The sequence below is a fragment of the Bacillus thermotolerans genome (genome assembly GCF_000812025.2).
GTDB lineage: Bacteria > Bacillota > Bacilli > Bacillales > Domibacillaceae > Quasibacillus > Quasibacillus thermotolerans.
In genome coordinates this window covers 1-26,779 of record NZ_JWJE02000030.1, presented here as the reverse complement: position 1 = coordinate 26,779, position 26,779 = coordinate 1, and the positions used below count along the sequence as shown (strand labels likewise).

23 protein-coding genes, 2 tRNA genes and 1 rRNA gene are annotated in these 26,779 nt (G+C 45.2%); 24 read left to right on the top strand and 2 right to left on the bottom strand.

Features of this window, described 5'->3' with window-relative positions:
* The first annotated feature begins 110 nt into the window (after positions 1-110).
* The 9 genes from mfd (at position 111) to QY97_RS12100 (ending at position 9,824) form a co-directional block, all read left to right on the top strand.
* Complete coding sequence (gene mfd / locus QY97_RS12140) at positions 111-3,626, top strand: transcription-repair coupling factor (RefSeq protein ID WP_039234728.1); 3,516 nt, start codon at positions 111-113, stop codon at positions 3,624-3,626.
* A gap of 236 nt (positions 3,627-3,862) precedes the next feature.
* Positions 3,863-4,399, top strand: coding sequence for a stage V sporulation protein T (gene spoVT / locus QY97_RS12135; protein ID WP_039234726.1), 537 nt, complete (start codon positions 3,863-3,865; stop codon positions 4,397-4,399).
* Between the two features lie 91 nt (positions 4,400-4,490).
* Positions 4,491-6,077, top strand: a complete 1,587-nt coding sequence (locus tag QY97_RS12130) for a putative polysaccharide biosynthesis protein (RefSeq protein ID WP_039234724.1) — start codon at positions 4,491-4,493, stop codon at positions 6,075-6,077.
* 16 nt (positions 6,078-6,093) lie between these two features.
* Positions 6,094-7,563, top strand: a complete 1,470-nt coding sequence (yabN, locus tag QY97_RS12125; protein ID WP_039234716.1) for a bifunctional methyltransferase/pyrophosphohydrolase YabN — start codon at positions 6,094-6,096, stop codon at positions 7,561-7,563.
* A 22-nt stretch (positions 7,564-7,585) separates the two neighbouring features.
* Entirely contained in the window at positions 7,586-7,846 is a 261-nt protein-coding gene (locus QY97_RS12120; protein WP_039234805.1) for an RNA-binding S4 domain-containing protein, read from the top strand.
* 129 nt (positions 7,847-7,975) lie between these two features.
* The gene (gene yabP, locus QY97_RS12115) at positions 7,976-8,275 is read left to right on the top strand and encodes a sporulation protein YabP (RefSeq protein ID WP_039234713.1); all 300 of its coding nucleotides are present in this window, start codon (positions 7,976-7,978) and stop codon (positions 8,273-8,275) included.
* The gene (gene yabQ / locus QY97_RS12110; RefSeq protein ID WP_039234711.1) at positions 8,272-8,883 is read left to right on the top strand and encodes a spore cortex biosynthesis protein YabQ; all 612 of its coding nucleotides are present in this window, start codon (positions 8,272-8,274) and stop codon (positions 8,881-8,883) included. The genes yabP and yabQ overlap by 4 nt, the downstream gene beginning before the upstream one ends.
* 16 nt (positions 8,884-8,899) lie before the next feature.
* Positions 8,900-9,298, top strand: a complete 399-nt coding sequence (locus QY97_RS12105) for an FtsB family cell division protein (RefSeq protein WP_039234708.1) — start codon at positions 8,900-8,902, stop codon at positions 9,296-9,298.
* A gap of 82 nt (positions 9,299-9,380) precedes the next feature.
* Positions 9,381-9,824 (top strand): S1 domain-containing RNA-binding protein, encoded by a 444-nt coding sequence (locus QY97_RS12100; RefSeq protein ID WP_039234705.1) that lies wholly within the window; start codon positions 9,381-9,383, stop codon positions 9,822-9,824.
* 172 nt (positions 9,825-9,996) lie between these two features.
* Here the strand turns inward: QY97_RS12100 and QY97_RS12095 are convergent.
* Together QY97_RS12095 and QY97_RS12090 are read right to left on the bottom strand one after the other, a co-directional pair.
* Positions 9,997-10,068, bottom strand: a tRNA-Glu gene (locus tag QY97_RS12095).
* A 51-nt stretch (positions 10,069-10,119) separates the two neighbouring features.
* Positions 10,120-10,193: transfer RNA gene (locus QY97_RS12090), tRNA-Met, on the bottom strand.
* Between the two features lie 299 nt (positions 10,194-10,492).
* Here QY97_RS12090 and spoIIE point away from each other — a divergent pair.
* The 15 genes from spoIIE to QY97_RS12015 form a co-directional block, all read left to right on the top strand.
* Positions 10,493-12,988: a stage II sporulation protein E gene (gene spoIIE, locus QY97_RS12085; RefSeq protein ID WP_039234701.1), complete on the top strand. Its 2,496-nt coding sequence runs from the start codon at positions 10,493-10,495 to the stop codon at positions 12,986-12,988.
* Between the two features lie 84 nt (positions 12,989-13,072).
* Positions 13,073-13,807: a VWA domain-containing protein gene (locus QY97_RS12080; RefSeq protein ID WP_039234698.1), complete on the top strand. Its 735-nt coding sequence runs from the start codon at positions 13,073-13,075 to the stop codon at positions 13,805-13,807.
* Complete coding sequence (locus QY97_RS12075) at positions 13,779-14,747, top strand: protein kinase domain-containing protein (protein ID WP_039234694.1); 969 nt, start codon at positions 13,779-13,781, stop codon at positions 14,745-14,747. Before QY97_RS12080 ends, QY97_RS12075 begins: the two co-directional genes overlap by 29 nt.
* A gap of 63 nt (positions 14,748-14,810) precedes the next feature.
* Complete coding sequence (gene tilS, locus QY97_RS12070) at positions 14,811-16,190, top strand: tRNA lysidine(34) synthetase TilS (protein ID WP_046128740.1); 1,380 nt, start codon at positions 14,811-14,813, stop codon at positions 16,188-16,190.
* 12 nt (positions 16,191-16,202) lie between these two features.
* Positions 16,203-16,757 (top strand): hypoxanthine phosphoribosyltransferase, encoded by a 555-nt coding sequence (gene hpt, locus QY97_RS12065; protein WP_039234691.1) that lies wholly within the window; start codon positions 16,203-16,205, stop codon positions 16,755-16,757.
* A 116-nt stretch (positions 16,758-16,873) separates the two neighbouring features.
* On the top strand, positions 16,874-18,868 hold the full coding sequence (gene ftsH, locus QY97_RS12060; protein ID WP_039234688.1) for an ATP-dependent zinc metalloprotease FtsH: 1,995 nt from the start codon (positions 16,874-16,876) through the stop codon (positions 18,866-18,868).
* A gap of 237 nt (positions 18,869-19,105) precedes the next feature.
* Positions 19,106-19,870 (top strand): type III pantothenate kinase, encoded by a 765-nt coding sequence (locus QY97_RS12055; protein ID WP_175286639.1) that lies wholly within the window; start codon positions 19,106-19,108, stop codon positions 19,868-19,870.
* A 24-nt stretch (positions 19,871-19,894) separates the two neighbouring features.
* The gene (gene hslO, locus QY97_RS12050; protein WP_039234683.1) at positions 19,895-20,782 is read left to right on the top strand and encodes an Hsp33 family molecular chaperone HslO; all 888 of its coding nucleotides are present in this window, start codon (positions 19,895-19,897) and stop codon (positions 20,780-20,782) included.
* 141 nt (positions 20,783-20,923) lie between these two features.
* A complete protein-coding gene (gene cysK / locus QY97_RS12045; RefSeq protein WP_039234681.1) occupies positions 20,924-21,850 on the top strand; it encodes a cysteine synthase A in 927 nt (308 codons plus the stop codon).
* Positions 21,851-21,936: 86 nt separating this feature from the next.
* Positions 21,937-22,770, top strand: a complete 834-nt coding sequence (folP, locus tag QY97_RS12040) for a dihydropteroate synthase (protein WP_039234679.1) — start codon at positions 21,937-21,939, stop codon at positions 22,768-22,770.
* A gap of 4 nt (positions 22,771-22,774) precedes the next feature.
* Positions 22,775-23,149: a dihydroneopterin aldolase gene (gene folB / locus QY97_RS12035; RefSeq protein ID WP_039234676.1), complete on the top strand. Its 375-nt coding sequence runs from the start codon at positions 22,775-22,777 to the stop codon at positions 23,147-23,149.
* Positions 23,139-23,654: a 2-amino-4-hydroxy-6-hydroxymethyldihydropteridine diphosphokinase gene (gene folK, locus QY97_RS12030; protein WP_039234673.1), complete on the top strand. Its 516-nt coding sequence runs from the start codon at positions 23,139-23,141 to the stop codon at positions 23,652-23,654. Before folB ends, folK begins: the two co-directional genes overlap by 11 nt.
* Positions 23,655-23,783: 129 nt before the next feature.
* Positions 23,784-24,782, top strand: a complete 999-nt coding sequence (dusB, locus tag QY97_RS12025) for a tRNA dihydrouridine synthase DusB (protein WP_039234670.1) — start codon at positions 23,784-23,786, stop codon at positions 24,780-24,782.
* A 35-nt stretch (positions 24,783-24,817) separates the two neighbouring features.
* Complete coding sequence (gene lysS / locus QY97_RS12020) at positions 24,818-26,305, top strand: lysine--tRNA ligase (RefSeq protein ID WP_039234667.1); 1,488 nt, start codon at positions 24,818-24,820, stop codon at positions 26,303-26,305.
* Positions 26,306-26,696: 391 nt separating this feature from the next.
* A 16S ribosomal RNA gene (locus tag QY97_RS12015) occupies positions 26,697-26,779 on the top strand; the annotation flags it as partial.

The following is a 26,779-nucleotide window of genomic DNA, read 5'->3' as shown; positions in this document are numbered from 1 at the left end:
GATAAGAATCCAAAGCGTTTTTCTATTTGCATTCATACTATCAATATGGTAAATATACAAGCATTTTCTTAATAGATGAGAAATGGTTCATGATAAGGGGAGGAAGATGAGTGAAGAGTTTACAGGAAATTCTCTTGCAAAATAATGATATTCAACTGGTTCTCAACGGGGTTGCAGGAGGAATCAAGGAGCAGCTTGTCTCAGGGTTATCGGGATCTTCCCGAGCTCTATTTATCGCTGCAGCGTATGAAAGAACGGATAAGCCGATTATCGTTGTGACGCATAATCTGCTGCAGGCACAGAAACTGTACGATGACTTGCTTCAATTTGTGGATGAGCAGGAAGTTTATTTGTATGCAGCGAATGAATTAATTGCTGCGGAAATCAGCATTGCCAGCCCAGAGCTCCGGGCTCAGCGTATTGAAGTACTAAACCATCTTGTTCAGCGCGAGAAGGGGATCTATGTGGTTCCTATGGCAGGATTCCGAAAGCTGCTGCCTCCTAAAGAAGAATGGGCGCGGCTGCAGAAGACGCTTACCGTTGGAGAGGATATTGACTTAGATGAAACGATGAATCGGCTTCTGCAAATGGGATACCAGCGTGCCGACATGGTGGATGCTCCGGGGGAGTTCAGCCTTCGCGGAGGCATCATAGATATTTACCCGCTAACCTCAGAACACCCCGTGCGGATAGAACTATTTGATACAGAAGTGGACTCGATTCGAACGTTTTCCATTGAAAATCAGCGCTCTATTGAGAACAAGACATCGATACAAATCAGCCCGGTAACAGAACTTCCCTACACAACGGAGCAGCTGATCGTATTGGCCCAGCGCCTTGAGGAGCAGCTTGACCGCTCTTTAAAGAAAGTGAAACAGGCAGAGACTAGCCAATTAATGAAGGAAAATATTTTGTCAGAAATTGACCGCCTGAAGCAGGGAATACCAATAGAAGGGTTATCAAAGTATATATCTCTGCTCTATAAGCAGCCGATGCACCTTATGGATTATTTACAGGAAGAGGGCATCATCTTTTTTGATGAAATCAGCCGAATTCGAGAAATTAGCGATTCTCTTGAACAGGAAGAAGTAGAATGGTACACGGCTTTGCTTGAGGAAGGAAAAATTGTTCACGACGTGAGAATGTCACACACCTTCTCGGACACGATGTCATCGATCCGCCAGCCTGTTATTCATCTGTCCTTGCTGATGCGTAAGGTGCCTAATACGAAGCCGGCGAACATTGTTAAGTTTTCGTCCCGGCCTATGCAGGATTTCCATGGGCAAATGAATGTGCTTCACACAGAAGTAGAGCGGTGGAAAAAGCTTGGCATGACGGTGCTTTTCCTCGGCGAGAATGTGGAGAGAATAAAGAAGATTCAACAAACATTAGAAGATTACGAGATTGAGGCCGCTGCTTCAACTGAGAAAAATATAGTCACAGAGCATGCCGTACAAGTAGGAATCGGCTCGTTAAGCTCGGGGTTTGAATTTACAGGCCTGAAATTGGCTGTGGTCACAGAGCAGGAGCTGTTCAATAAAAAAGCCAAGAGGAACAAGCGGCGTCAAAAGCTGTCAAATGCTGAACGGATTAAAAGTTATTCAGAGCTTAAGCCAGGAGACTATGTTGTTCACGTCAATCATGGTATCGGTAAATACCTCGGCATTGAAACGCTTGAGATTAAAGGAGCTCACAAGGATTACTTAAACATTAAATATCAGGGCACCGATCAGCTCTATGTACCGGTAGAGCAGATTGAGCTTGTCCAAAAGTACGTAGGCTCCGAAGGAAAAGAGCCAAAAGTATATAAGCTTGGCGGAAATGAATGGAAGCGGGTAAAAAGTAAGGTCCAGTCTTCTGTAGAAGATATAGCAGACGACTTAATCAAGCTATATGCCGAACGAGAAGCAGCAAAAGGGTATGCCTTCTCGCCGGATGGAGAAATGCAGCGTGAGTTTGAAGCGGCCTTTCCTTATGAAGAGACAGAGGACCAACTTCGCTCTATCCAGGAAATCAAATTTGATATGGAGAAGGAGCGCCCGATGGATCGCCTTCTATGCGGCGATGTAGGGTATGGAAAGACAGAGGTGGCTATTCGAGCGGCGTTTAAAGCAATCAGTGATGGCAAGCAAGTGGCCTTCCTTGTGCCTACGACTATACTTGCTCAGCAGCACTATGAAACGATCTCTGAGCGTTTTCAAGGCTTCCCGATTACTGTGGGGCTATTGAGCCGCTTCCGGACGAGAAAGCAGCAGACGGAGACCATAAAGGGGCTGAAAAGCGGAACGGTTGATATCGTGGTCGGCACGCACCGCCTGCTGTCTAAGGACATTCAGTACCGCGATCTAGGGCTTTTAATTGTGGATGAAGAGCAGCGTTTTGGTGTGCGCCATAAAGAAAAAATTAAACAGTTAAAGACCAACGTGGATGTGCTGACTTTAACGGCGACGCCTATTCCGCGTACGCTGCACATGTCAATGCTCGGTGTGCGCGACCTGTCTGTTATTGAAACACCGCCGGAAAACCGTTTCCCTGTTCAAACTTATGTGACAGAGCACAATCCTGCTTTAATTAGAGAAGCGATTGAGCGGGAGCTCGCACGGGATGGCCAAGTCTTTTATTTGTATAACCGGGTAGAAGACATTGAACGGAAAGCGGACGAGATTGCCATGCTCGCCCCGGATGCGCGTGTCGCCTATGCACATGGCCAGATGACAGAGAGCGAGCTGGAAAATGTCATCCTCAGCTTTTTAGAGGGAGAGTCGGATGTGCTTGTGACAACGACCATCATTGAGACGGGTGTGGATATTCCTAATGTAAATACGCTCATTGTCCATGATGCTGACCGAATGGGCTTGTCTCAGCTCTATCAGATTAGGGGCCGTGTCGGACGCTCTAACCGTGTCGCTTATGCGTACTTTATGTACAGGAAAGATAAAGTGCTGTCAGAAGCGGCAGAAAAGCGTCTGCAGGCGATCAAGGAATTTACAGAGCTTGGCTCAGGATTCAAAATTGCCATGCGGGATTTGTCCATCCGCGGTGCTGGAAATCTGCTTGGTTCACAGCAGCACGGTTTTATTGATTCCGTCGGTTTCGATTTGTATTCACAAATGCTGAAGGAAGCAATTGAAAGAAAGCAAGGCACAGGGAACAAGGAGACCGTGCCGCCATTTGAGGTGGAAATTTCGATTGATGCTTATATCCCGGATACCTATATTAATGACAGCCGGCAGAAAATTGAAATGTACAAACGCTTTAGAAGCATTGACTCGCTAGAAGAGATGGAGGAGCTGCAGGAGGAGATGATCGACCGCTTCGGCGAGTATCCTCGTGAGGTGGCTGATCTATTCAAAGTAGCTGAAATGAAGGTGCATGCAACCGTCTCAGGATTAGAGTTGATCAAGCAGGAGAAAGACAGTGTATATATCCTAATGAGCGAACAAGGCACAGCTCAGGTGGATGGCTCGAAGGTCTTTACGATTTGCAGCAAGCATGGACGTGAAGTAGGAATCGGCATGGAGGGCAGCAAGCTTAAAATCACGATCGATATAAGAAGGAAGTCGACTGATGAATGGTTTGCGATCGCCTTTGATATTATAAAAAATCTGGAACAGGCTAAAAAATAAAGAAGCCTTTATAGATGTGTAAGGCCTTGGAACGCTCGTTCGAAATGTTGGATGAAGAGTGATCATCGAATTACCTGAGCAGGAGAACCTTCGCTATCTTCCTTGATTTTCATGCACAGCCATTCAAAAAAATAGAAAAAATGTATAGAACGTTCTAAATGAAAGATACTAACGTCACAAGGACAATGTTGTATGCATTGTCAATGAATCATTTGACGAAAGTGAGGCAGCATGAGATGAAAGCAACTGGTATAGTTCGTCGAATTGACGATTTAGGGCGGGTTGTTATACCAAAAGAAATCCGCCGTACGTTAAGAATCAGGGAAGGGGATCCGCTGGAAATCTTTGTTGACCGTGATGGCGAAGTGATCCTGAAAAAGTACTCCCCAATTAGTGAATTAGGAGATTTTGCTGAAGAATATGCAGAGGCTTTAAATGATAGTCTGAACTGTTCTGTATTAATTTGTGATCGTGATGCCATTATTGCCGTCGCAGGAGTTTCTAAAAAAGAGTACGTAAATAAAAATATCGGCGAGCTCCTTGAAAGAGCTATCGATGACCGCCAAAGTATACTTAACCATCCGCAGTCAAATGTTTCATTTGTAGATGGTCGTGAAGAACATGTGCAGTCTTATACCTTATCACCAATTATTGCAGGCGGCGATCCAATCGGTGTAGTCGTTATCTTTTCTAACGAACGCTCAATGGGAGATGTAGAGAAGAAGTCGGCTGAAACGGCCGCCAGCTTTTTAGCAAGACAAATGGAGAGTTAACGGGAGAGGAAGCAGAGGAAAAGCTGCTTCCTTTTTTCGTGGAAATCGATTAAGTTGGTAGTAGCTTGTTTGAAAGTCCGGGGGTTACAAGATGGGAACACAAAGAGAAAGAAATATGCTTGTCGAGGGAGCAGTCATTTTAACGGCGGCCGCTGTCTTCGTCAAGATATTAAGCGCTGTATACCGAGTTCCTTTTCAAAATATTGTAGGGGACATTGGCTTTTATATTTATCAGCAGGTGTATCCAGTTTACGGAATCGCCCTTTCCTTGGCTACATATGGGTTCCCTGTCGTCGTATCCAAGATGATTGCGGAAGCAGCAGGCGATGAGAGACGCAGGCAGGAGGTGATTCGCTCATCTTATTACGTCACTGGTATCTTTGGGCTCGTCCTTTGGGCCGCTGTCTTCTTTGGTTCCAAATGGATAGCAGATGCCATGGGCGATGCTTCCCTGCAGCCGCTTCTGCAAGTAGCATCCTTGTCGTTTTTGCTGCTTCCTTTTTTGACAGTATGGCGGGGGATATTTCAAGGCGAGAATAATATGATACCGACAGCCTTATCCCAAACGGTCGAGCAGGCTGTACGCGTTGGCGGGATTTTGTTCTTTTCATATTGGCTGATCGGGCAAGGAGCTTCCTTGTATGCGGCAGGAGCCGGAGCGTTTGCAGGTTCCTTAGCGGGCGGGCTTGCAGGCACAGGGATCTTGCTTTACTTTATAAGAAGCAGAAGGGTGTCTGTGAAGCCGTCACAGATCAAAAGGAGCGGACAGAGAAGAGAACTTCTCGGACTTTTCATAAAGGGAGCCATTATTTGTCTGCCGGGAATGGGACTGATTCTTTTCCAGCTCGTAGACTCCTTTAATCTGTACGAGGGGCTGCTTCAAGCCGGCAGGGGGGCGTGGGAAGCTAAGGGTGAGAAAGGGGTTTACGACCGTGGGCAGCCGCTGCTGCAGCTAGGAACAACAGCGGCCGTGTCATTAGCTCTAGCAGTCGTTCCACTTGTCACCATGGCTTCTCAGCGAAAGCAATATGAAGAATTAGACCGTCATATCCAGCTGGCCTTGAAGGCAAGCTTTGCATTTGGATTGGCCGCTGCGGCAGGCCTGATCAATATCATGGATGCTGTTAATACGATGCTGTTTGAAAATAGCAGCGGATCCCTTGTGCTGTCCATTTTTTGCACGGCAGTGCTGTTTAGTTCACTTGCTGCCGTACTTTCCGGTGTGCTGCAAGGGCTTGGTTATGACGGAATACCGGCTGCAGCTTTTTTAGCAGGTATTGCACTGAAATATATAGGCAACATCGTTCTTGTACCTGCTTATGGAACAGCAGGGGCTGCTCTATCGACAACAGCTGCCCTTGCAGGAGTGGTCTTGATGCTGTCGGCTGCCTTGTGGAAAAAACGAAAGTCTTCTCTTTTTATACAAAAATCAGCAGGGAAAGCAGTATTAGCGGCTGCCGCTATGACGCTCAGCCTGTACGCATGGCGGTGGGTGGCAGACTATACAGGGTGGCTTCAGCTGGACAGCCGCTTAGCGATGACTGTCCTCGCGTTAAGCAGTACAGCAATCGGTGCTTTTGTTTTTATTTATATGATGATAAAAGTTAAACTGTTTACAGATGAAGAATTACAGTACCTTCCTTTCGGCGATAAGCTGAGAAGAGGAAAATTTCTATAGAAAGAGAGAGGGCCATATGACTTCTACCATTACCATTATCGGTTTAGGAGCTGGAGACATAGAGCAGCTGCCGCTCGGTGTCTATCGGCTGTTAAAGCAGGCAGATCAGCTGTTTGTCCGGACGCTCGATCACCCTGTCATAGCGGAGCTTGAGCAGGAAGGCGTACAGTTTGAGAGCTTTGACTCCGTCTATGAAAAGCATGATCAATTCGAAGCGGTATATGAAGAGATTGCTGCCCAACTTGCAGAGCAGGCCAAAGAGCACGGCCAAGTCGTTTACGCGGTTCCAGGCCACCCAATGATTGCGGAAAAAACGGTCCAGCTTCTATTAGAGAGAGCGGAGCAGCAGAAAGACCTCACTGTCGACATTGCCGGCGGCCACAGCTTTCTCGACGATCTATTCTCTGCTGTCGGAGCGGATCCGATTGAAGGTTTCCAATTTCTTGATGGAACAGACCTGCGAAGGAATCACCTTAATATTTTTCAGCACATAGTCATTGCGCAAGTATATGATGCATTTGTGGCTTCCGACATTAAGCTGACGCTTATGGAAAAGTATCCGGATGAATACGAGGTAACTTTAGTGACGGCTGCAGGCAGTCGAAATGAACAAGTAAAGAAGCTGCCTTTATATGAATTAGACCGGCAAATGGAGCTGAGTAACCTGACCTCTCTTTATGTGCCGCCTATTGAGAGAGAGGAAGATACGTATAGAGAATTTGATGTGCTGCGCGAAATTATAGCCGTGCTGCGCAGCCCCGAAGGCTGTCCATGGGACCGCAAGCAAACGCATGAGTCACTGAAGAAGTACTTAATCGAAGAAGCTTATGAAGTCTTGGATGCGATCGACCGGCAGGATGAAGAAGACATGGCGGAAGAGCTGGGGGATGTGCTGCTGCAAGTCATGCTCCATGCGCAAATTGGAGAGGACGAGGGCATGTTTGCCATCGAGGATGTGATTGAGTCTATTTCCCGGAAAATGATCCGCCGCCATCCTCACGTATTTGGAGAAGCGAAAGCGGAAAGTGCGGAGGAGGTAGTCGTAAACTGGCAGGAGATTAAAAAGCAGGAAAAGGGCCAGAAGGAGCCCGATCTGCGATTAGATGAAGTAGAGAAGGGCTTGCCGGCTTTAATGCGTGCGCATGAATTCCAGAAAAAAGCAGCAAAAGCGGGCTTTGACTGGGATGAAGCAGAGGGAGCTATCGAGAAAGCTAACGAGGAGTGGCAGGAATTCTTAGAGGAAGTACAGAGCGGTGACAGCCGCAAGCAGCTGGACGAGTTCGGAGATGTGCTGTTTGCACTTATTAATGTAGCCCGCTTTTATGAGATTCATCCTGAAGAGGCGCTTGCTAAAGCCAATGAGAAATTCTACCGGCGCTTTTCTCATGTAGAGAAACGAGTAAAAGAGAGTGGCCGGCCGTTCAGTGCCTTTACGTTAGAAGAGCTGGACGCTTATTGGGATGAAGCGAAGAAATTGGGGATGTAAAGGAGAGGAAAATATGTCAACGATGAGATTAGACAAGTTTCTAAAGGTTTCTAGATTAATTAAACGAAGAACGCTTGCTAAGGAAGTAGCAGACCAGGGACGAATCACGATTAATGGCACGGTTGCCAAAGCAAGCTCAAATGTAAAGGAAGGCGATGAACTGAAGGTTCGTTTAGGGCAGCGTGTGCTGACTGTACGGGTAGAAGCACTGAAAGAAACGACGAAAAAAGATGAAGCCGCGGGCATGTATGAAGTGCTGAAGGAAGAGCGGATAAACGAATAACGAAAAGGCTTTCCTAGAGCTGTTGTAAGCAGCTTTGGGAGAGCTTTTTTCTTGCTCGGTTTCATAGTTTCTCAGGTGCAGGCATACAATTAGTGGAAAAGCCTGTACTTTGCAGTGAGGGGGAGAGCTATGAATCAGATGCATGATTCAACAGATCATCGAGCATCTAATGCACATGATATTACTATGCAGGGAAGAAAAGTGCTGGAGATTACAGGGGTAAAGCAGGTGGAGAGCTTTGATAGTGAAGAGTTCCTGCTAATGACGATCATGGGAATTCTCGTTATTAAAGGGGAAAATCTGCAGATGAAGAATCTGGATGTAGACCGGGGAGTTGTCAGCATTAAGGGGCGCATTTTCAGTCTTGTCTATATGGATCAGTCACCTGGAGAAAAAACAAAAGGCTTGTTTGGCAAATTGTTTAAATGAGCCTAACGACTCAATTTGAAACGATGCTGGCGATGATCGCGATGGGCCTTTTATTTGGCGCCCTGCTGGATACGTATCAAAGGTTTTTGAAACGGCCCAAGCGCGCGCGGCTCATTTCTTTTTTTACAGATATTATATTTTGGTGTTTATTTGGTTTATTAGTTTTTTACAGCTTATACCAGGTGAATTTCGGCGAGGTTCATCTTTATATTTTTCTAGCTTTGCTTTGCGGATTTTCTGCCTACCAGGCCTTGTTTAAGCATATGTACTTAAAGATTCTGGAACGGCTGATTTTCCTTGCCGTACGCACTTTTCTGTTTTTAAAGAAGTGCTTCCACCTGCTTATTATTACGCCGCTGACCATCTTGCTGAAAACGGTACAAGCATTACTGATCTTCCTTAAAAGATCCCTTCTGTTCCTTGCCAAAATGATCCTTTCCCTATTATTATTAATAGGAAAGATTATTTTTTCACCTGTTCTGCTCATTTGGCGTATATTCCCAGCCAGCTTGCGAAAAAAAGCGGAAAATTTCCAGAAGGAAGTGGCAGGATTTTTCCTATACATCAAGAATAAAGTTAACAATGCAGCAGACCGTTGGAAAAAGTAAGCCGGGAGGAAGAAAAATGAGCGGTTTAAATAAGCGCAAAGTAACGAAACTGAAAAACGCCTTTGTCTTCAGCCGTGCGAAAAAGGACCAGTTTCTGGCCAGGCACAAAAGCAAGCTGTTTAGAAGGCTGGCAGCCTTTGCTATTATCGCTCTGCTTGTTTTTGCAGGCCTGCTTTCTACGCTTTGGTCAAAGAACGCTTATCTCGAGGAGCAGAAATTAGCCAAGGAACAGGCAGAGGCTGAACTGGCAGAACTCAAGGAGAAGCAGAAGCGGTACGAAGAAGAGTTGAGGAAGCTTGAGGATGATGAGTATATCGCTGAGCTGGCAAGGAAGAAGTACTTTCTTTCAGATGAAGGAGAGATCATTTTTAACTTGCCTGAGTCCGAAGAAGGCAGCGAGGAAAGTAAAGAATAAGAAAGGGTATATTGACACCTTTTTTTTACGTAATATAATAAAGGATAAAGTTTGATCATTTCTAAGGAGGAACATTTTTTTTATGTCAATCGAAGTAGGCAGCAAATTACGAGGTAAGGTGACAGGGATCACTAAATTTGGAGCGTTTGTTGAACTTCCAGGTGGTTCAACAGGATTAGTACACATTAGTGAAGTAGCGGACAACTATGTGAAGGATATTAACGATCATCTGTCAGTTGGTGACGAAGTAGAAGTGAAAGTCATTAATGTGGAGAATGATGGAAAGATCGGCCTGTCTATTCGCAAAGCAAAGGATCAGCCGGCATCATCATCCTCTCATCGTTCTTCTCGTCCAAGAAACAATGATTATCGCTCTAAAGGTCCACGCGGAGGAAGTCAAGCTCCTGCGAAGGAGACTTTTGAACAGAAAATGGCCCGCTTCTTAAAGGACAGTGAAGATCGTCTGTCTACCTTAAAGCGCCAAACAGAATCACGCCGAGGTGGAAGAGGAGCAAGAAGAGGGTAATTGCTGCCTATTTAATCGCTATGTTATCACTTAGCAGCATAATATAAAATAAAAGCGGCTCTAGACGTATAGGTCAGAGCCGCTTTTTTGTGCAATTAAATTAGATAGGAAAATAAAAAGCCAGATTCCTGACAGACCTCTTGGATCTACAGGAATCTGGCTTTTTTGCCGATGACCCGTACGGGATTCGAACCCGTGTTACCGCCGTGAAAGGGCGGTGTCTTAACCGCTTGACCAACGGGCCAGGTTATCTTATTTCTCTTTGGCACGTAAGAAATACTTGGCTGTCTATAAATAGCGGCGGAGGGGATCGAACCCCCGACCTCACGGGTATGAACCGTACGCTCTAGCCAGCTGAGCTACACCGCCAAAGTGACAAGTAATCTTAAGCACAATGAATATAATACTGACATAATAGGAATATGTCAATTGTTTTTTAGCATTTTGTAAAAGAATGTTGTTGTTTTTTGACTGATTGATGGTTTGTCCTTTTATTAGAGGCTGCAGCAAAGGGCATAAAGGATTTTTAAGGGGGGAGAGGAAGCCGTTAAACCCGTGTTAAACGTGATTGTCGAACGGTTTTTAGGGGCAAGTCTGCCTTTTTGACAAACTTTGAAAGAAGCGTCCTATATAATTGGCGAAAAAGAAACGGAAGAGGAGTGTTAACTATGGAGAAAGCGGAAAGCACCCTAACTGAAACAGTAAACTCAACTGATTTTGAAGAAACGAAGACAGAGGTAATGAAGGGAATGAAACAATTCTCTGTTTCTATTCAGACACTGATGCTAGAGAAGGGTTTCATCTTATTGTTTATTGGTTTCTTGCTAGGACGGGCGCTCATCTTGTCTCATTTAACACCATTTGCCCTGCCGTTCTTTGCTGCTGTATTTATGCTAAGAAGGAGCTGCGCACCGCTCGCCCTGGTCGGCTTGCTTGCGGGGGCCTTGTCACTCTCGATAGAGCAGGCGGGTTATACGTTTGCTTGTATGGTCCTCTTTTTAGTCTCCTACCGGCTGCTGAAGAATCTTCATAAAGAAGATACGGTCTCTCTGCCGTTCTTCGTCTTTTTCACCGTTTTGTCAGTCAAAGTTGTCTTTTCCTACTTCCAAGACAGTCATTCCACCTTTGCCTACGACCTGATGATGGCAGGGATTGAAGCATCCCTTGCTTTTGTACTGACATTAATATTTATGCAGAGCATTCCGTTTTTATCACTTAGAAAACGAATGAAAGCATTAAAAACGGAAGAGGTTGTCAGCTTAATTATCATGCTGGCCTCGATCACGTCCGGAACGATCGGCTGGACGATCTATGGTCTATCGATTGAGCACATCTTCTCGCGTTATCTAGTGCTGATTTTCTCATTCATATCAGGGGCTGCTATCGGCTCTACTGTCGGTGTAGTCACCGGGCTGATTTTCAGTCTGGCAAATGTGGCAAGCTTCTTTCAAATGAGTCTATTGGCCTTTTCGGGCTTGCTGGGCGGGCTGCTCAGGGAATGGCGAAAGGCCGGCGCCGCGACTGGTTTAATCGTGGCCACTTTAATGGCGGGCATGTATGGAGATCAAGGAAGCGCATTGATGCCGACCATATATGAGTCACTCATCGCCATTGCTCTCCTGTTCTTAACGCCGAAGATGTTCACTGACCAGCTGGCCAAGCTGATCCCAGGAACGGCTGAGTATTCTAACGAGCAGCAGAAATACCTGCGGAAAATGCGCGATGTCACGGCGAGCCGTGTAGAGCAGTTCTCAGATGTGTTCCAGGCTCTATCCAAAAGCTTTTCACAGATCAATGTAGAGCAGCTTGATGATTATGAAGAGCGGGAGATGGATATATTTTTAAGCCAAGTAACGGAAAAAACATGCCAAACCTGCTTTAAGAAGGAGCAGTGCTGGACGAAGAACTTCCATCACACGTACAACCTGATGAAAGAAGTGCTCTATGAACTGGATAACGGACAAACAGAGCTGTCGCAGCCGCTGACAAAGGAATTGGATGCCCATTGTTTCCGTTCTCAAAGAGTAGAAGAGGCCATCCAGCAGCAATTAACTTACTATCAAGCGAATCAAAAGCTTAAAAAGCAAGTGCATGATAGCCGTAAGCTAGTGGCTGACCAATTAAAAGGCGTATCCGAGGTGATGAATGATTTTGCTGAAGAAATTCAGCGAGAGAGAGAAAACCACTATAATCAAGAAGAACAGATCCTGGAAGCGATTGAGGCATTTGGTCTCGAAATAGAGCAGGTGGACATATACAGCTTGCAGAAGAGCAACGTAGATATAGAGGTAAAGATACCAATTATGTATAACAGCCACGGGGAATGCCAGAAGCTGATCGCCCCAATGCTTTCTGATATCCTGGGCGATCATGTCATTGTTCACCGAGAAGAACAGGAGGATGACCCTGCAGGCACCTGCCAGGTTACATTCCGGTCTGCCAAGGCCTTTACCGTTGGTACGGGCGTGGCTCATGCAGCCAAAGGCGGAGGTTTAGTTTCAGGCGACAGCTATTCAACCATCGAGCTGGGGGCAGGAAAGTATGCGGTTGCCATCAGCGACGGAATGGGCAATGGTGAGCGGGCTCATTATGAAAGCCATGAAACGCTTCGCCTGCTTCAGCAAATCCTGAAGTCAGGCATCGAAGAAAGAGTCGCTATTAAGTCTGTCAACTCTATTCTATCTTTACGGACAACGGATGAGATTTTCTCTACACTTGACTTAATGATTATTAATTTACAGGATGCTGCAGCTAATTTTCTGAAGGTTGGATCAACTCCTAGCTTTATTAAGCGGGGCGAAAATGTAACGAAGATCGAAGCCAGCAATTTGCCGATCGGCATTTTGCAGGAATTTGAAGTGGATACGGTCAGTGAACAGCTGAAGTCCGGTGATTTAGTGATTATGATGAGTGACGGTGTATTTGAAGGACCAAGAAACATAGAGAACAATGATATGTGGATGAAGCGGAAAATTAAAGAAATAGAGACTGATGATCCACAGGCCATGGCTGACTTGTTAATGGAGGAAGTGATCCGGACAAGGTCGGGGGAAATCCAGGATGACATGACGGTTGTCGTCGTTAAAGTCGAGCACAACCTGCCAAAATGGACATCTATCCCAATGCATTTAAGCTTCTCAAGAAAGAAAAAGAAAATTTCCTAATTGATGAGTTTCCTTTTCTATAAGTATAAATCTCTCTTGCCTCGGCGAGAATACTGATAACTCGTTAAGGTTGGAGGGGTTATGATGAAGCAAGGGACGATTAGACAGATTTTGCTGCTGACAGACGGCTGTTCAAACAACGGTGAAGACCCGTCAGCCATGGCAGTGCTAGCCCGGGAACAGGGTATTACAGTCAATGTAATCGGCATCATAGATGAAGATGCATCGAATCAGCGAGGCCTGCACGAGATTGATCAGATTGCCCTTTCCGGTGGAGGAATCAGCCAGACGGTTTATGCAACACAGCTGTCCCATACTGTACAAATGGTAACAAGACAAGCCATGACTCAAACCTTGCAGGGAGTGGTCAATGAACAGTTAAAAAAGATTTTGCACAAAGAAACTGATCTTGAAGCACTCCCCCCAGATACACGCGGAGAAGTAATGGAAGTAGTCGATGAGTTAGGAGAAACAGCCAATCTAGAAGTATTGATATTAGTTGATACAAGTGCGAGTATGGCTAGCAAACTGCCAACTGTTAAGGAAGCGCTCCTTGATCTATCGCTAAGCTTGAATGCAAGAATGGGGAGCAACCTATTTTCCCTTTCTATATTTCCTGGGAAAAGAAAAGAAACGGAACAGCTGATCGATTGGACGCCGACGCTGGAATCTCTGCCAGCCGTATTCTCTAAGCTGTCTCCGGGCGGCTTAACACCAACTGGTCCTGCTATTCGAGAAGCCATTTCCAAGTTTAAAGGAAAAAGACATAAGAAAGGCTGGCTGCCGACAGATGACGAATACATCGAAAAATCTGTTTAACGTCTCTCGCGGCACAGTCATACATGGGAAATGGAAAAAGCAGACTTATTTAGTGGAGCGGAAAATTGGCCAAGGAGCAACAGGTACCGTTTATTTAGTGAATGGAGCAGATGGGGAAGCCGCTTTAAAGTTTAGTCAGCCACTGTCCATCACATCGGAAATAAACGTATTAAAAGCATTTGCCAAGGTCCGAGGGTCTTCCCTGGGGCCTTCTTTGTTAGATGCAGATGACTGGGAAAACGGAGGCAGTGTTTATTCGTTCTATGTTATGGAATATATAAAGGGACCAACTTTGACAGATTTTATTAAAGCAAGAGGCCCCTCCTGGATTGGCGTGCTGCTTCTGCAGCTATTAGAGAATTTGCATGCGCTCCATGAAGAGGGGTGGGTGTTCGGTGATTTAAAGCCTGACAATTTAATTGTCTCGGGTCCGCCATTTGCCCTGCGCTGCGTAGATGTTGGCGGAACAACGAAAATCGGGCGCTCTGTAAAAGAGTACACGGAATTTTTTGACCGAGGATATTGGCGGGCGGGCTCGCGAAAAGCAGAGCCGTCTTATGATTTGTTTGCCGCAGCTATGGTAGCGGTCAACCTCGTGTATCCAGAGCGATTTTTGCGGGATGGCACAGGAAGCAGACAGCTCATTTTGAAGGTTAAGCAAAAACAGGAGCTCCGAGCCTATGCTCCTGTACTGGTTAAAGCGTTACAAGGGGAATATGCATCTGCCCAGGAAATGAGAGAGGAATTGCTTGAGGCGCTCGGAGCTGCTTCTCACGAAAGCAGAAAACCGTCCAGCCGCCCCTCTCATTCAGTAAAGAATAACGGAAGAACCGCCCGGCGCCGGCAGCAAAAAAAAGAGAAACAGCTGTTTGGTCTGGCCTCTGTGTTAGGAACAGCCGTCTTGTATGTGTTGTATATTTTAACGGAAGTACTTATGTGACTCTTTGGCGCTGTTTAACAACAATGATAGTATAGTAAATAAAAAAGGCAGGAAGAGGAGCATATGCTGGCATATGAAGAGAAGGTAAAGACATTTATTCATCGGCATCAATTAATTGAAAAAGGAGACATTATTGCCGTAGGCGTCTCCGGAGGACCTGATTCTCTATCGCTGCTTGCTTACTTAGCTGACCGGAGGCAAAGCCTGGCAATTGAGGTCTGTGCCCTGCATTTGGATCATATGTTCAGAGGCGAAGAATCCTACAGCGAATTGAAATTTGTAGAACATTTTTGCATCGAGAGAAACATACCTTTTTATTCGGAGCAAATTGATGTAGCGAAGGAGATGGAGGTATCTGGCGAGGGACTTCAGGAAGCCGCCCGGCGCGTTCGATACGATTTCTTTAAAAGAGGAATGGAGAGGATGAAAGCAGGTAAGCTGGCGCTTGCTCACCATGGGGATGATCAGGTCGAGACGGTACTAATGCAGATGACCAGAGGAGGGAACCCGCAAGGAATACCAGTAAGGAGGCCTTTCGGGGAAAAAGAAATTATTCGTCCGCTGCTGGGGCTTGATAAGGAAACGATTGAAAGGTATTGCGCTCATTATAAGCTCAATCCCCGGCGTGATCCGAGCAATGAAAAAGCAGATTACACGCGCAACCGCTTCCGGCATGTTGTTCTTCCTTTTTTAAAGAAGGAGAACCCTCAAGTTCATGAGCATTTTCAGCGGTTCAGCGAGGAGGAGAGGGCTGACCGCTTGCTTTTGGATGAGCTCGCCCGGGAGGAAATGAGTAAGGTGTGGCGAAGAAATAAGCATGAATCAGTGCTCGATATTAAGCCTTTTCTCGCAATGCCTTTGCCTTTACAAAGAAGAGGGATTCATCTAATATTAAACTATCTCTACAAAGACAAAACCCCCTTCTCCTTCATACATATTCAACAAATCTTACAGCTTCTAAAGCAGGAAAAACCCTCATGGACATTGGACTTGCCGCATGGGCTGAAAGTTTGCCGCGAGTATCAGGTCTGTGTCTTTCGATTTAGTCAGGCAGAGGCTCAGGACTACGCTTTTGAATTAAATGTAGGAGAACAAATCTCATGGCCGTACGGAGGGGAATTTACCCTCAGCAGGAATGACTCGGAAAATAGGGACAAGGAAAGCTGCTTCGTTCTGTCCTCGCAAGTGAAGCTCCCGCTTTGCATACGCACACGCAGGCAAGGAGACCGAATTCACCCAAAAGGCATGGATGGTTCGAAGAAGTTGAAGGATCTATTTATTGATGAGAAGGTTCCTCTTTCTAAAAGGATGCAGTGGCCAATCGTCACAGATCATGAGGGGAAGCTGATTTGGGTTCCGGGCCTTAAGAGGTCCAGGTACGAACAAACAGGTTTGACTGACGGTCAAGTTTTTTTATTCTATACAAGTAGTAATCACTTCTAGGAGGCTAACAAGTTGCTAAATCAGGATATTGAGAAAGTACTGATTACAGAGGAAGAAATTCAAGCGAAGATTAAGGACCTTGGACTTCAGCTTACAGAAGAGTATAAAGACAAGTTTCCACTTGTTGTCGGGGTATTGAAAGGTGCAATGCCTTTTATGTCTGACTTGCTGAAGCGCATGGACACCTATTTAGAAATGGATTTTATGGATGTATCAAGCTATGGGAGGTCGACTACTTCTTCAGGTGAAGTGAAGATCGTTAAAGATCTGGATACATCTGTAGAAGGCCGAGATGTGCTGATTATTGAAGATATTATTGATAGCGGTTTAACATTAAGCTATCTTGTGGAATTATTCAGATACAGGAAGGCAAAGTCCATTAAAATCGTTACGCTGCTGGATAAACCGACAGGAAGAAAAGCGGCTATTGCGGCGGATATAATTGGCTTCAATGTTCCAGATGCATTCGTTGTAGGCTATGGTTTGGATTATGCGGAAAAATACCGTAACCTTCCTTATATTGGGGTGCTAAAACCCGAGATATATGAAAGAGCAACAGAGGAGTAAGGCAAGTTGCTAGGTAGGTGCAGGAATAGCTTTAACCGTATGCTAAATAGTTGTAATGGCAAGTTTTACTATGATAGTATTGTATACAGCACTTTGTCCGTGGGAGGAGGTCAGGGATGAGCCGTATTTTTAGATATACCATATTTTATTTACTTGTTTTTCTTGTCATTATTGGAGTTGTCAGTTACTTCAACAACAGTAATGAACCCAATAGAAATATAAGCTATAACGAGTTTATTACACAGCTCGAAAACGGCCAAGTGGAGACATTCTCTATGCAGCCGGAAAGAGGAGTCTATGAAATTCGCGGTCAGCTCGAAGGCGCGCAGGAAGGTGAATACTTCCTTGCGTACGTGATGAACAGTGAGAATATGCTGGAGCGTATTCACGCGGCAGCACAGGATACTGAGGTAGAAGTTCTTCCTGCTAAAGAGACAAGCGGATGGGTTTCCTTTTTCACCACAATCATTCCATTCTTAATTATTTTTCTTTTATTCTTCTTCTTATTGAATCAAGCACAAGGCGGCGGCAGCCGGGTTATGAATTTCGGTAAGAGCAAAGCCCGCTTGTACAATGATGAGAAGAAAAAAGTCCGATTTAAAGATGTAGCGGGAGCAGATGAGGAGAAGCAAGAGTTAGTCGAAGTAGTTGAGTTCTTGAAGGATCCTCGTAAGTTCTCAGAACTAGGAGCTAGAATCCCTAAAGGGGTGCTTTTAGTAGGGCCTCCGGGAACTGGTAAGACACTCTTGGCACGAGCAGCAGCTGGCGAAGCTGGTGTACCGTTCTTCTCTATCAGTGGATCGGACTTTGTTGAGATGTTTGTTGGTGTTGGTGCATCTCGTGTACGTGACTTGTTTGAGAATGCTAAGAAGAATGCACCTTGTATCATTTTCATTGATGAAATTGATGCGGTTGGACGTCAGCGTGGCGCTGGTTTAGGCGGCGGTCACGATGAACGTGAGCAAACACTGAACCAGTTACTAGTTGAAATGGATGGATTCAGCGCCAATGAAGGTATTATTATCGTCGCTGCGACAAACCGTCCAGATATCCTGGATCCGGCTTTGCTGCGTCCGGGACGTTTTGACCGTCAAATTACAGTTGACCGCCCAGATGTTACGGGGCGTGAAGCAGTCCTTCGTGTTCATGCTCGCAATAAGCCGCTTGATGAGTCAGTAGACTTAAAAGCCATTGCGTTTAGAACACCTGGATTTTCAGGGGCAGACCTGGAAAACTTGTTAAACGAAGCGGCTCTCGTAGCTGCTCGACAGAACAAGAAGCGAATTGATATGCGCGATGTGGATGAAGCGGTTGACCGGGTCATTGCCGGCCCAGCGAAGAAGAGCCGTGTCATTTCTGAGAAAGAGAGAAAGATTGTGGCCTTTCATGAAGCTGGACATACCGTCATCGGCCTTGTGCTAGATGAAGCGGACATGGTTCATAAGGTAACAATTGTTCCTCGTGGACAGGCTGGCGGCTATGCAGTTATGTTGCCGAAGGAAGACCGTTACTTCATGACAAAGCCAGAGCTTCTTGATAAAATTACTGGCTTGCTTGGAGGCCGGGTGTCTGAGGATATTATCTTTGGTGAGGTATCTACAGGGGCTCATAATGACTTCCAGCGTGCAACAGGCATTGCTCGCCGAATGGTAACGGAATTTGGTATGAGTGATAAGCTTGGACCGCTGCAATTCGGCCAAAGCTCTGGAGGACAAGTCTTCCTTGGTCGCGATATTAACAATGAACCGAACTATTCAGATGCAATTGCTTATGAAATTGATCGTGAAATTCAGACGATTATTAAAGAATGTTATGAACGTGCGAAGAACATCCTGACTGAGAATCGTGACAAGCTGGAACTGATCGCTAACACACTTCTTGAAGTTGAAACTCTAGATGCTGACCAAATTAAGCACCTCATGGATCACGGCACATTGCCTGACCGTAAGTATGCGTCAGACGAGAAGAAGGAAACGATCGAAATTTCCTCCTCAAATGATCAAGTGAAAGTGAACGTGCAAAAGCAGGCAGAGCCTGTTCAAGAAGAGAACAACCCTTCTGAAGAGCAGGTGCCGAAGGAGTCAGACAAAGAAGACGATCCAAAAGCTTAACATGGAAAAGACGCCGAGCATTATCGGCGTCTTTTTTTCGTGCTGAACATCTATCTGCTTGGCTCCTTAGAAGATAAAAGGGCGAATGAAAGAATAAAAGCTGCAGAAGCTTATTCATAGAGGTGTTTTCTTCCAAAGACTTAGGTCTATTTAAGGAGAGAGAATAATGATGTTAGCGCTTTTATGTGGTATGATGAATGTCGGCAAGAAAAAGTTTAAATGAGTGTGGTGAAAACTGTGATATTTGTGTTGGATGTAGGGAATACAAATACTGTGTTAGGTGTATATGAAAATGATAAATTAAAGTTTCATTGGCGAATAGAGACAAGCCGACATAAAACAGAAGATGAATACGGCATGATTGTAAAAAGCCTTTTCCAAGATGTCGGCATTACGTTTGAGCAAATTGAGGGAATTATCATTTCCTCAGTGGTCCCGCCGATTATGTTTTCTCTTGAGCAAATGTGCAAGAAGTATTTTCACGTAAAGCCCATGATTGTAGGGCCTGGTATCAAAACTGGCTTAAATATTAAATATGAGAACCCGAGAGAAGTAGGGGCGGACCGGATTGTAAATGCGGTGGCTGGTATTCATGAATACGGAAGCCCGCTCGTCATTGTTGATTTTGGTACGGCTACTACGTACTGTTATATTGATGAAGGCGGTCACTATATGGGAGGAGCGATTGCACCTGGTATCACAATCTCCACAGAAGCTCTTTACTCCAGAGCTGCAAAGCTTCCGCGTATTGAAATTGCCCGTCCGGCAAATGTTATTGGCAAAAACACAGTGGCGGCTATGCAGGCGGGTATATTATATGGGTATGTCGGCCAGGTCGATGGCATTGTGAACCGAATGAAGGAACAAAGCGAAAAGACGCCAACGGTTATCGCGACGGGCGGCTTGGCACCTTTAATCGGTAAAGAAGCTGAGAGTATTGATATTGTTGATCCGTTTTTAACGCTCAAGGGGCTGTGTTTAATCTATAAACGCAACATTTAAATTTAGAGAGAAAGGGGTTTTCTCGTGAAGGATTATTTGGTGAAAGCATTGGCTTTTGATGGACAGGTTCGTGCTTATGCAGCTAATACGACCGAAACAGTCGGCGAAGCTCAGAGAAGGCATTATACTTGGCCAACGGCATCCGCAGCGATCGGCCGCACCATGACAGCGGGTGTCATGATGGGAGCCATGATGAAGGGCGGAGACAAGATAACGATCAAGGTAGAAGGCGGAGGTCCAATTGGGGCTATTCTTGTAGATGCGAATACACAAGGCAGCGTGCGAGGATACGTCACCAATCCGCAGACACATTTTGATTTAAATGCTCAAGGAAAATTAGATGTACGGCGTGCGGTCGGCACAAACGGCACGCTGACAGTAGTAAAGGACATAGGCCTTCGCGATCACTTCAGTGGACAGACGCCGATTGTTTCTGGAGAAATTGGAGACGACTTTACGTATTACTTTGCTTCCTCTGAACAGGTTCCATCTTCCGTTGGTGTAGGTGTGCTTGTCAATCCAGATAACTCTATCTTGGCAGCAGGGGGATTCATTATTCAGATTATGCCTGGTGCAAAAGAGGATGTGATTTCTCGCATTGAGGAGCAAATCACGAACATGACCCCGATTTCAAAGTTGATTGAGAAAGGACTATCACCTGAGGAGATTCTCTATTACATTTTGGGAGAGGAAAACGTGAAGGTTCTTGAAACAATGCCAGTCCGCTTTGAGTGTACTTGTTCTAAAGAACGGTTTGGAGATGCCATTATCGGGCTAGGCAAAGAGGAAATTCAAGAAATGATTGATGAAGATGGACAAGCAGAAGCGCAATGTCACTTCTGTAATGAAACCTATCTTTTCACAAAGGATGAACTTGAGCAGATGAAGGAAGAGGCTTCCTCGGTTAACTAGTGGAGAACCTGCAAACATTTTATGTTTTGCAGGTTTTTTCTCTAAATAGGCGTATATTAGAAATTAAATAATTGACTTTTTTTGAAATGACTGATAAATTTAATTTAACCAATAAAAATACTCGGGATTGAGGTGGCGGAAATGGTGCGTGTAGCAAATTCAATAACCGAATTAATCGGTCAAACACCAATCGTAAAGTTGAACAATGTAGTTGGAGAAAATAGTGCAGATGTATATTTGAAATTAGAATATATGAATCCGGGAAGCAGCGTAAAGGATCGTATTGCATTAGCTATGATTGAGGCAGCAGAAGAGCAAGGAAAGCTTCAAAAGGGCGGCACAATTATTGAGCCGACAAGTGGAAATACGGGAATTGGTTTAGCGATGGTAGCAGCGGCGAAAGGTTACCGTGCAATCCTTGTTATGCCGGAAACAATGAGTATGGAGCGCCGCAAGCTTCTTCGTGCTTATGGAGCAGAGCTTGTCCTAACTCCAGGACCTGATGGAATGGGCGGAGCGATCCGTAAAGCGAAAGAGCTGGCAGAGGAGAAAGGCTATTTCATGCCTCAGCAATTTGAGAATGAAGCAAACCCGGAGATCCACCGCCAGACAACAGGCAAAGAGATTGTAGAGCAGATGGATCAAGTAGATGCATTCATTTCTGGTATCGGAACAGGCGGTACGATTACTGGTGCAGGCCAAGTGCTTAAGGAGAAATTTCCTGAAGTGAAAATTTACGCAGTAGAGCCAACAGATTCTCCGGTTCTTTCCGGCGGTAAACCAGGGCCTCATAAAATCCAGGGAATTGGCGCCGGCTTTGTGCCAGATGTATTAAACACAGAAATTTATGATGAGGTCATCACCATTACGAATGATGAAGCGTTCGAAATGGCAAGAAAAGTTGGCCGTGAAGAAGGTATTCTTGGAGGAATCTCTTCAGGTGCAGCGATCAAAGCAGCGGTACAAGTGGCAGAGAAGCTGGGCAAAGGCAAAAAAGTAGTAGCTGTCATTCCGAGTAACGGTGAGCGCTACTTAAGTACACCACTATACGACTTTGACGAAGAATAAGAAATACGTGCGAAAGCAGGCTGAGAAATCAGCCTGTTTTTTTATGCGTACAGTCTAATCGTGTTAAAATGTAAACAGTTTGAAAGATGGAAGGAGCAAAAAAGGTGAAAGTATTAGCTGGTCCATACACATTAGATTTTACGAAAAAAACATATGTAATGGGTATTTTAAATGCGACACCTGATTCGTTTTCTGACGGTGGACGATTTGACCGTTTAGAAGCAGCTGTCGCTCATGCCAAAGAAATGACCGAAGCTGGAGCTGATATGATTGATATCGGAGGTGAATCCACTCGGCCTGGTTACACAGCTATTTCTGCGGAGGAAGAGATCGGGCGGGTAGTTCCCGTTATTCAAGCAGTAGCTGAAGCTGCTGACGTACCTCTATCCATTGATACATATAAAGCAGAAACGGCCAGCCGCGCGGTAGAAGCAGGCGCTCATATCATTAATGACATTTGGGGGGCGAAGAAGGACCCTGAAATTGCCGCTGTAGCTGCTGAGAAGAATGTGCCCATTATCTTAACGCATAATAGGGAAAACGAGGAGTATGATTCCTTCCTTCGCGATGTGCTGCTTGACTTATATGAAAGCATTGATATTTGTTTAAAAGCAGGTGTCAAGGAGGGTCAGATTATTCTCGATCCGGGTCTTGGGTTTGTAAAGGACATGGATCAGCACCTTCTCTTAATTCAAAACTTAGATAAGCTTGCTGCATTAGGGTTCCCTGTTCTTCTCGGTGTATCAAGAAAGCGCATTATCGGCCATGTTCTTGATCTACCGGTGGATGAAAGAATGGAAGGAACAGGTGCTGTCTGCTGCTATGGTATTGAAAAAGGCACCCATATTATCCGTGTTCATGACGTGAAGCCGATCAGCCGTATGGCTAAAATGATGGATGCTTTAGTTGGGAAGGGATAAAGAGATGGATAAAATTTATGTAACAGGTATGAAGTTTTATGGATATCATGGTGTGTTTCCTGAAGAGAATCGGCTGGGTCAGCGCTTTATTGTAGATGCCGTACTCACCGTGCCGCTGCAGAAAGCAGGCAGGACAGATAACTTGGAGGATTCGGTGAATTACGGAGAGGTTTACCAAGTGTGTCAGGAGATTGCTGAAAAGAAAACCTTTAAGCTTGTCGAGTCGGTAGCTGAGCAAATAGCTGGTGCTTTGCTTGAGAGATTTCCGTCTATTTCTTCTTGTACCATTAAAGTAATCAAGCCGGATCCTCCGATTCCAGGCCACTATGATCATGTGGCGGTTGAGGTAACGAGAGGAAGAGAACAATATGGACAATAGAGCTTTTTTATCGCTTGGTACAAATTTAGGTGATCGTTTCAGTCATCTGCAGGAAGCTATTCGTCTATTGGACGCCCATGAGAAGATCCGAATCGAAAGAGTATCCTCTATTTATGAAACAGATCCAGTGGGTTACACAGAACAGCCGGCATTTTTAAACCTTGTTTTGCAGGCAAGCACTTCTTTGAGTGCGGAAGAGCTTCTGGAAGCTTGTCTGCTGATTGAACAGCAGCTGGGCCGCGTTCGAGAGTTTAAGTGGGGTCCCCGGGTAATAGACCTTGACATTTTAATGTATAACCAAGACAATATAAAATCAGAGAACCTTATCATTCCGCACCCTAGAATGCTGGAACGTGCGTTTGTACTGATCCCCCTTGCTGAAGTTGCACCAAAAGCTCTTATGCCGGGTAGTGATCAGTCCTTAGAAGATCTTGTATCGGCCGTTCAAGGAAGAGAAGGTGTTCGTTTGTGGAAGCAAGCGGACGGAGAAAATTTTCTTATATAATAGAGTGCAGAAGTTATTTAAAATATTCTACTGTCTGTCGCCGGATAGAAGAGATGTTTCTATATAAAGTTTATGATGCCTGCCAGCCGATGAGCCGCTGCTGAAGGGTGAGAGAGGAAGGTGATAAACGTGTTGAAAATCGGAAATATTGAAATGAAGAATCCGGTTGTGCTCGCTCCGATGGCGGGAGTATGCAATTCTGCTTTTCGTCTGACGGTAAAAGAATTCGGAGCTGGTCTTGTATGTGCTGAAATGGTCAGCGACAAGGGGATCATTCTTCAAAATGAAAGAACAATGAATATGCTTTACATTGATGAAAGAGAAAAACCGCTCAGCCTGCAGATTTTTGGAGGAGAGAAGGAATCCCTTGTAAAGGCAGCAAGCTTCGTAGATAAGAACACAAATGCTGATATTATTGATATTAACATGGGGTGTCCTGTGCCAAAAATCACGAAGTGTGACGCTGGTGCTAAGTGGCTGCTTGATCCAGATAAGATTTATGAAATGGTAGCTGCTGTAACAGATGTGGTGAGCAAACCGGTTACAGTCAAAATGCGCATGGGCTGGGACGAGGATCATATTTATGCTGTAGACAATGCTCGCGCTGTTGAGAGGGCAGGCGGACAAGCGGTAGCTCTTCACGGCCGCACACGCGTTCAAATGTACGAAGGTCAAGCGAATTGGGATATTATTAAGGAAGTTAAAGAATCGGTGAACATCCCAGTGATCGGCAATGGAGATGTGCAGACACCGCAAGACGCTAAGCGTATGCTTGATGAAACAGGTGTCGACGGTGTAATGATTGGACGGGCAGCTCTCGGGAACCCGTGGATGATTTACCGTACAGTCCGCTACTTGGAAACGGGCGAATCAATGGGAGAGCCGACAGCGAAGGAAAAAATCAACGTTTGTCTGCTGCACTTGGATCGCTTAATTGCGTTGAAGAATGAAAATATTGCTGTACGCGAGATGAGAAAGCATGCTGCATGGTATCTGAAAGGTATTCGCGGAAATGCCCACGTACGCAAACAAGTTAATGCATGCGAAACAAGAGATGAGCTGGCAACACTGTTGACGAACTTTGCTGAAGAGGCAACTGAGAAGGAAGCGTCTACACAGGCTGGATAATTTGCGAAAGCGATCATGAAATAGGAGTGAAGAAAATGAGCCATGAGGAATTAAATGATCAGCTGCTGGTCAGAAGAGAAAAACTGCAAACATTAAGAGACAAGGGGCTTGATCCTTTTGGCAAGCGCTTTGAGCGAACTCATACAGCTCAAGAGGTTTTTGAGGCATATGAATCGCTCACTAAAGAAGAGCTGGAAGAGAAAGAGGAACAGGTCACTATCGCAGGACGTGTAATGACAAAGCGCGGAAAAGGAAAAGCTGGGTTTGCCCATGTGAAGGACTTATCCGGACAAATTCAAATTTATGTGCGCAAAGACACTGTTGGAGAGGAAGCGTATGAAATCTTCAACATGACGGATCTCGGGGACATTGTCGGCGTAAGTGGAACAGTGTTCAAGACGAAAGTGGGAGAACTATCTATTAAGGTAAGCGAATATGTATTTCTAACGAAAGCATTGCGTCCGCTTCCTGATAAGTTCCATGGCTTGAAAGATGTAGAGCAGCGCTACCGGCAGCGCTATTTGGATTTAATTGCAAGCCCTGAAAGTCAACAAACATTTATCTCTCGCAGCCGAATTATTCAGTCAATGAGACGCTACCTGGACGATCAAGGCTATCTAGAGGTAGAGACCCCAATGATGCATTCTATTGCCGGAGGGGCAGCAGCGCGCCCATTCATTACGCATCATAACGCTCTAGATATGGAGCTTTACATGCGTATTGCGATTGAACTTCATTTAAAGCGGTTAATTGTCGGCGGCATGGAAAAAGTCTATGAGATTGGTCGTGTATTCCGTAACGAGGGGGTTTCCACTCGACATAACCCGGAATTCACCATGCTGGAATTGTATGAGGCGTATGCAGATTATAAAGACATTATGAGTTTGACAGAAAGCATGATCGCTCACATTGCAGAAGAGGTATATGGAACAACAACCGTTACCTATGGAGAGTATGAAGTGAATTTGAAGCCGGAATGGCGCCGTCTGCATATGGTAGATGCAGTAAAAGAGTACACAGGTGTGGACTTCTGGAAGGAAATGACCGATGAAGAGGCGCGCAGCCTGGCGAAAGAGCATGGAATTGAGTACAAGGAAACAATGCAATATGGTCATATTGTAAATGAGTTCTTTGAGCAGAAGGTAGAGGAGAAGTTAATTCAGCCAACATTCATTTACGGACATCCGGTTGAAATCTCTCCGTTAGCGAAGAAAAATGATGAAGATCCAAGGTTCACAGATCGATTCGAGTTATTTATTGTTGGCCGTGAACACGCCAATGCCTTCACTGAACTAAATGATCCAATTGATCAGCGTGAGCGATTTGAAGCTCAATTGAAAGAACGTGAACAAGGAAACGATGAAGCACATGAAATGGATGAAGATTTCGTAGAAGCATTAGAGTATGGTTTACCGCCAACAGGAGGACTAGGTATTGGCATTGACCGCCTTGTTATGCTTCTAACGAACTCTCCTTCCATTCGTGATGTACTGCTCTTCCCGTTAATGAGACACAAAGAATAGAGAAAGGGGTGCCTGAAGGGCATCCTTTTTTATTTGGAAAAAGGACCGAGCCTATGCTTGCCAAAAGACGGGAAAAGGTGTGGACCTTTTTATGAATCGGTGAAGTAAAAAAACACTTGCGTGAAAAAGCAACAGGTGGTATATTTATATGCGTTGCCAATAACAATATTCAATTCGACAAAAAAATTGAAAAAAGTTGTTGACACAAACTTTGGAATTTGTTATATTAATAAGGTCGCTGAAAACGGTGACGTTGAAATTGATCTTTGAAAACTGAACAAAATACATGCCAGTTAATTCTTGATTTAATTATGAGTAAAGGATCATCTGCTAAGATCGTCACGTCCTGTGACAACGCAGATGCCTGCACATCCTGTGCAATGCAAACATCTTTTTGGAGAGTTTGATCCTGGCTCAGGACGAACGCTGGCGGCGTGCCTAATACATGCAAGTCGAGCGGACGGAAGGGAGCTT

Coding starts and splice junctions, on each gene's coding strand:
- yabQ (WP_039234711.1), top strand. CDS start 8,272: ATGAGCCTAACGACTCAATTTGAAACGATGCTGGCGATGATCGCGATG.
- spoVT (WP_039234726.1), top strand. CDS start 3,863: ATGAAAGCAACTGGTATAGTTCGTCGAATTGACGATTTAGGGCGGGTT.
- QY97_RS12105 (WP_039234708.1), top strand. CDS start 8,900: ATGAGCGGTTTAAATAAGCGCAAAGTAACGAAACTGAAAAACGCCTTT.
- QY97_RS12120 (WP_039234805.1), top strand. CDS start 7,586: ATGAGATTAGACAAGTTTCTAAAGGTTTCTAGATTAATTAAACGAAGA.
- tilS (WP_046128740.1), top strand. CDS start 14,811: ATGCTGGCATATGAAGAGAAGGTAAAGACATTTATTCATCGGCATCAA.
- folP (WP_039234679.1), top strand. CDS start 21,937: ATGGAAGGAGCAAAAAAGGTGAAAGTATTAGCTGGTCCATACACATTA.
- ftsH (WP_039234688.1), top strand. CDS start 16,874: ATGAGCCGTATTTTTAGATATACCATATTTTATTTACTTGTTTTTCTT.
- folK (WP_039234673.1), top strand. CDS start 23,139: ATGGACAATAGAGCTTTTTTATCGCTTGGTACAAATTTAGGTGATCGT.
- yabN (WP_039234716.1), top strand. CDS start 6,094: ATGACTTCTACCATTACCATTATCGGTTTAGGAGCTGGAGACATAGAG.
- cysK (WP_039234681.1), top strand. CDS start 20,924: ATGGTGCGTGTAGCAAATTCAATAACCGAATTAATCGGTCAAACACCA.
- QY97_RS12075 (WP_039234694.1), top strand. CDS start 13,779: ATGACGAATACATCGAAAAATCTGTTTAACGTCTCTCGCGGCACAGTC.
- folB (WP_039234676.1), top strand. CDS start 22,775: ATGGATAAAATTTATGTAACAGGTATGAAGTTTTATGGATATCATGGT.
- lysS (WP_039234667.1), top strand. CDS start 24,818: ATGAGCCATGAGGAATTAAATGATCAGCTGCTGGTCAGAAGAGAAAAA.
- QY97_RS12100 (WP_039234705.1), top strand. CDS start 9,381: ATGTCAATCGAAGTAGGCAGCAAATTACGAGGTAAGGTGACAGGGATC.
- yabP (WP_039234713.1), top strand. CDS start 7,976: ATGAATCAGATGCATGATTCAACAGATCATCGAGCATCTAATGCACAT.
- QY97_RS12080 (WP_039234698.1), top strand. CDS start 13,073: ATGAAGCAAGGGACGATTAGACAGATTTTGCTGCTGACAGACGGCTGT.
- QY97_RS12130 (WP_039234724.1), top strand. CDS start 4,491: ATGGGAACACAAAGAGAAAGAAATATGCTTGTCGAGGGAGCAGTCATT.
- spoIIE (WP_039234701.1), top strand. CDS start 10,493: ATGGAGAAAGCGGAAAGCACCCTAACTGAAACAGTAAACTCAACTGAT.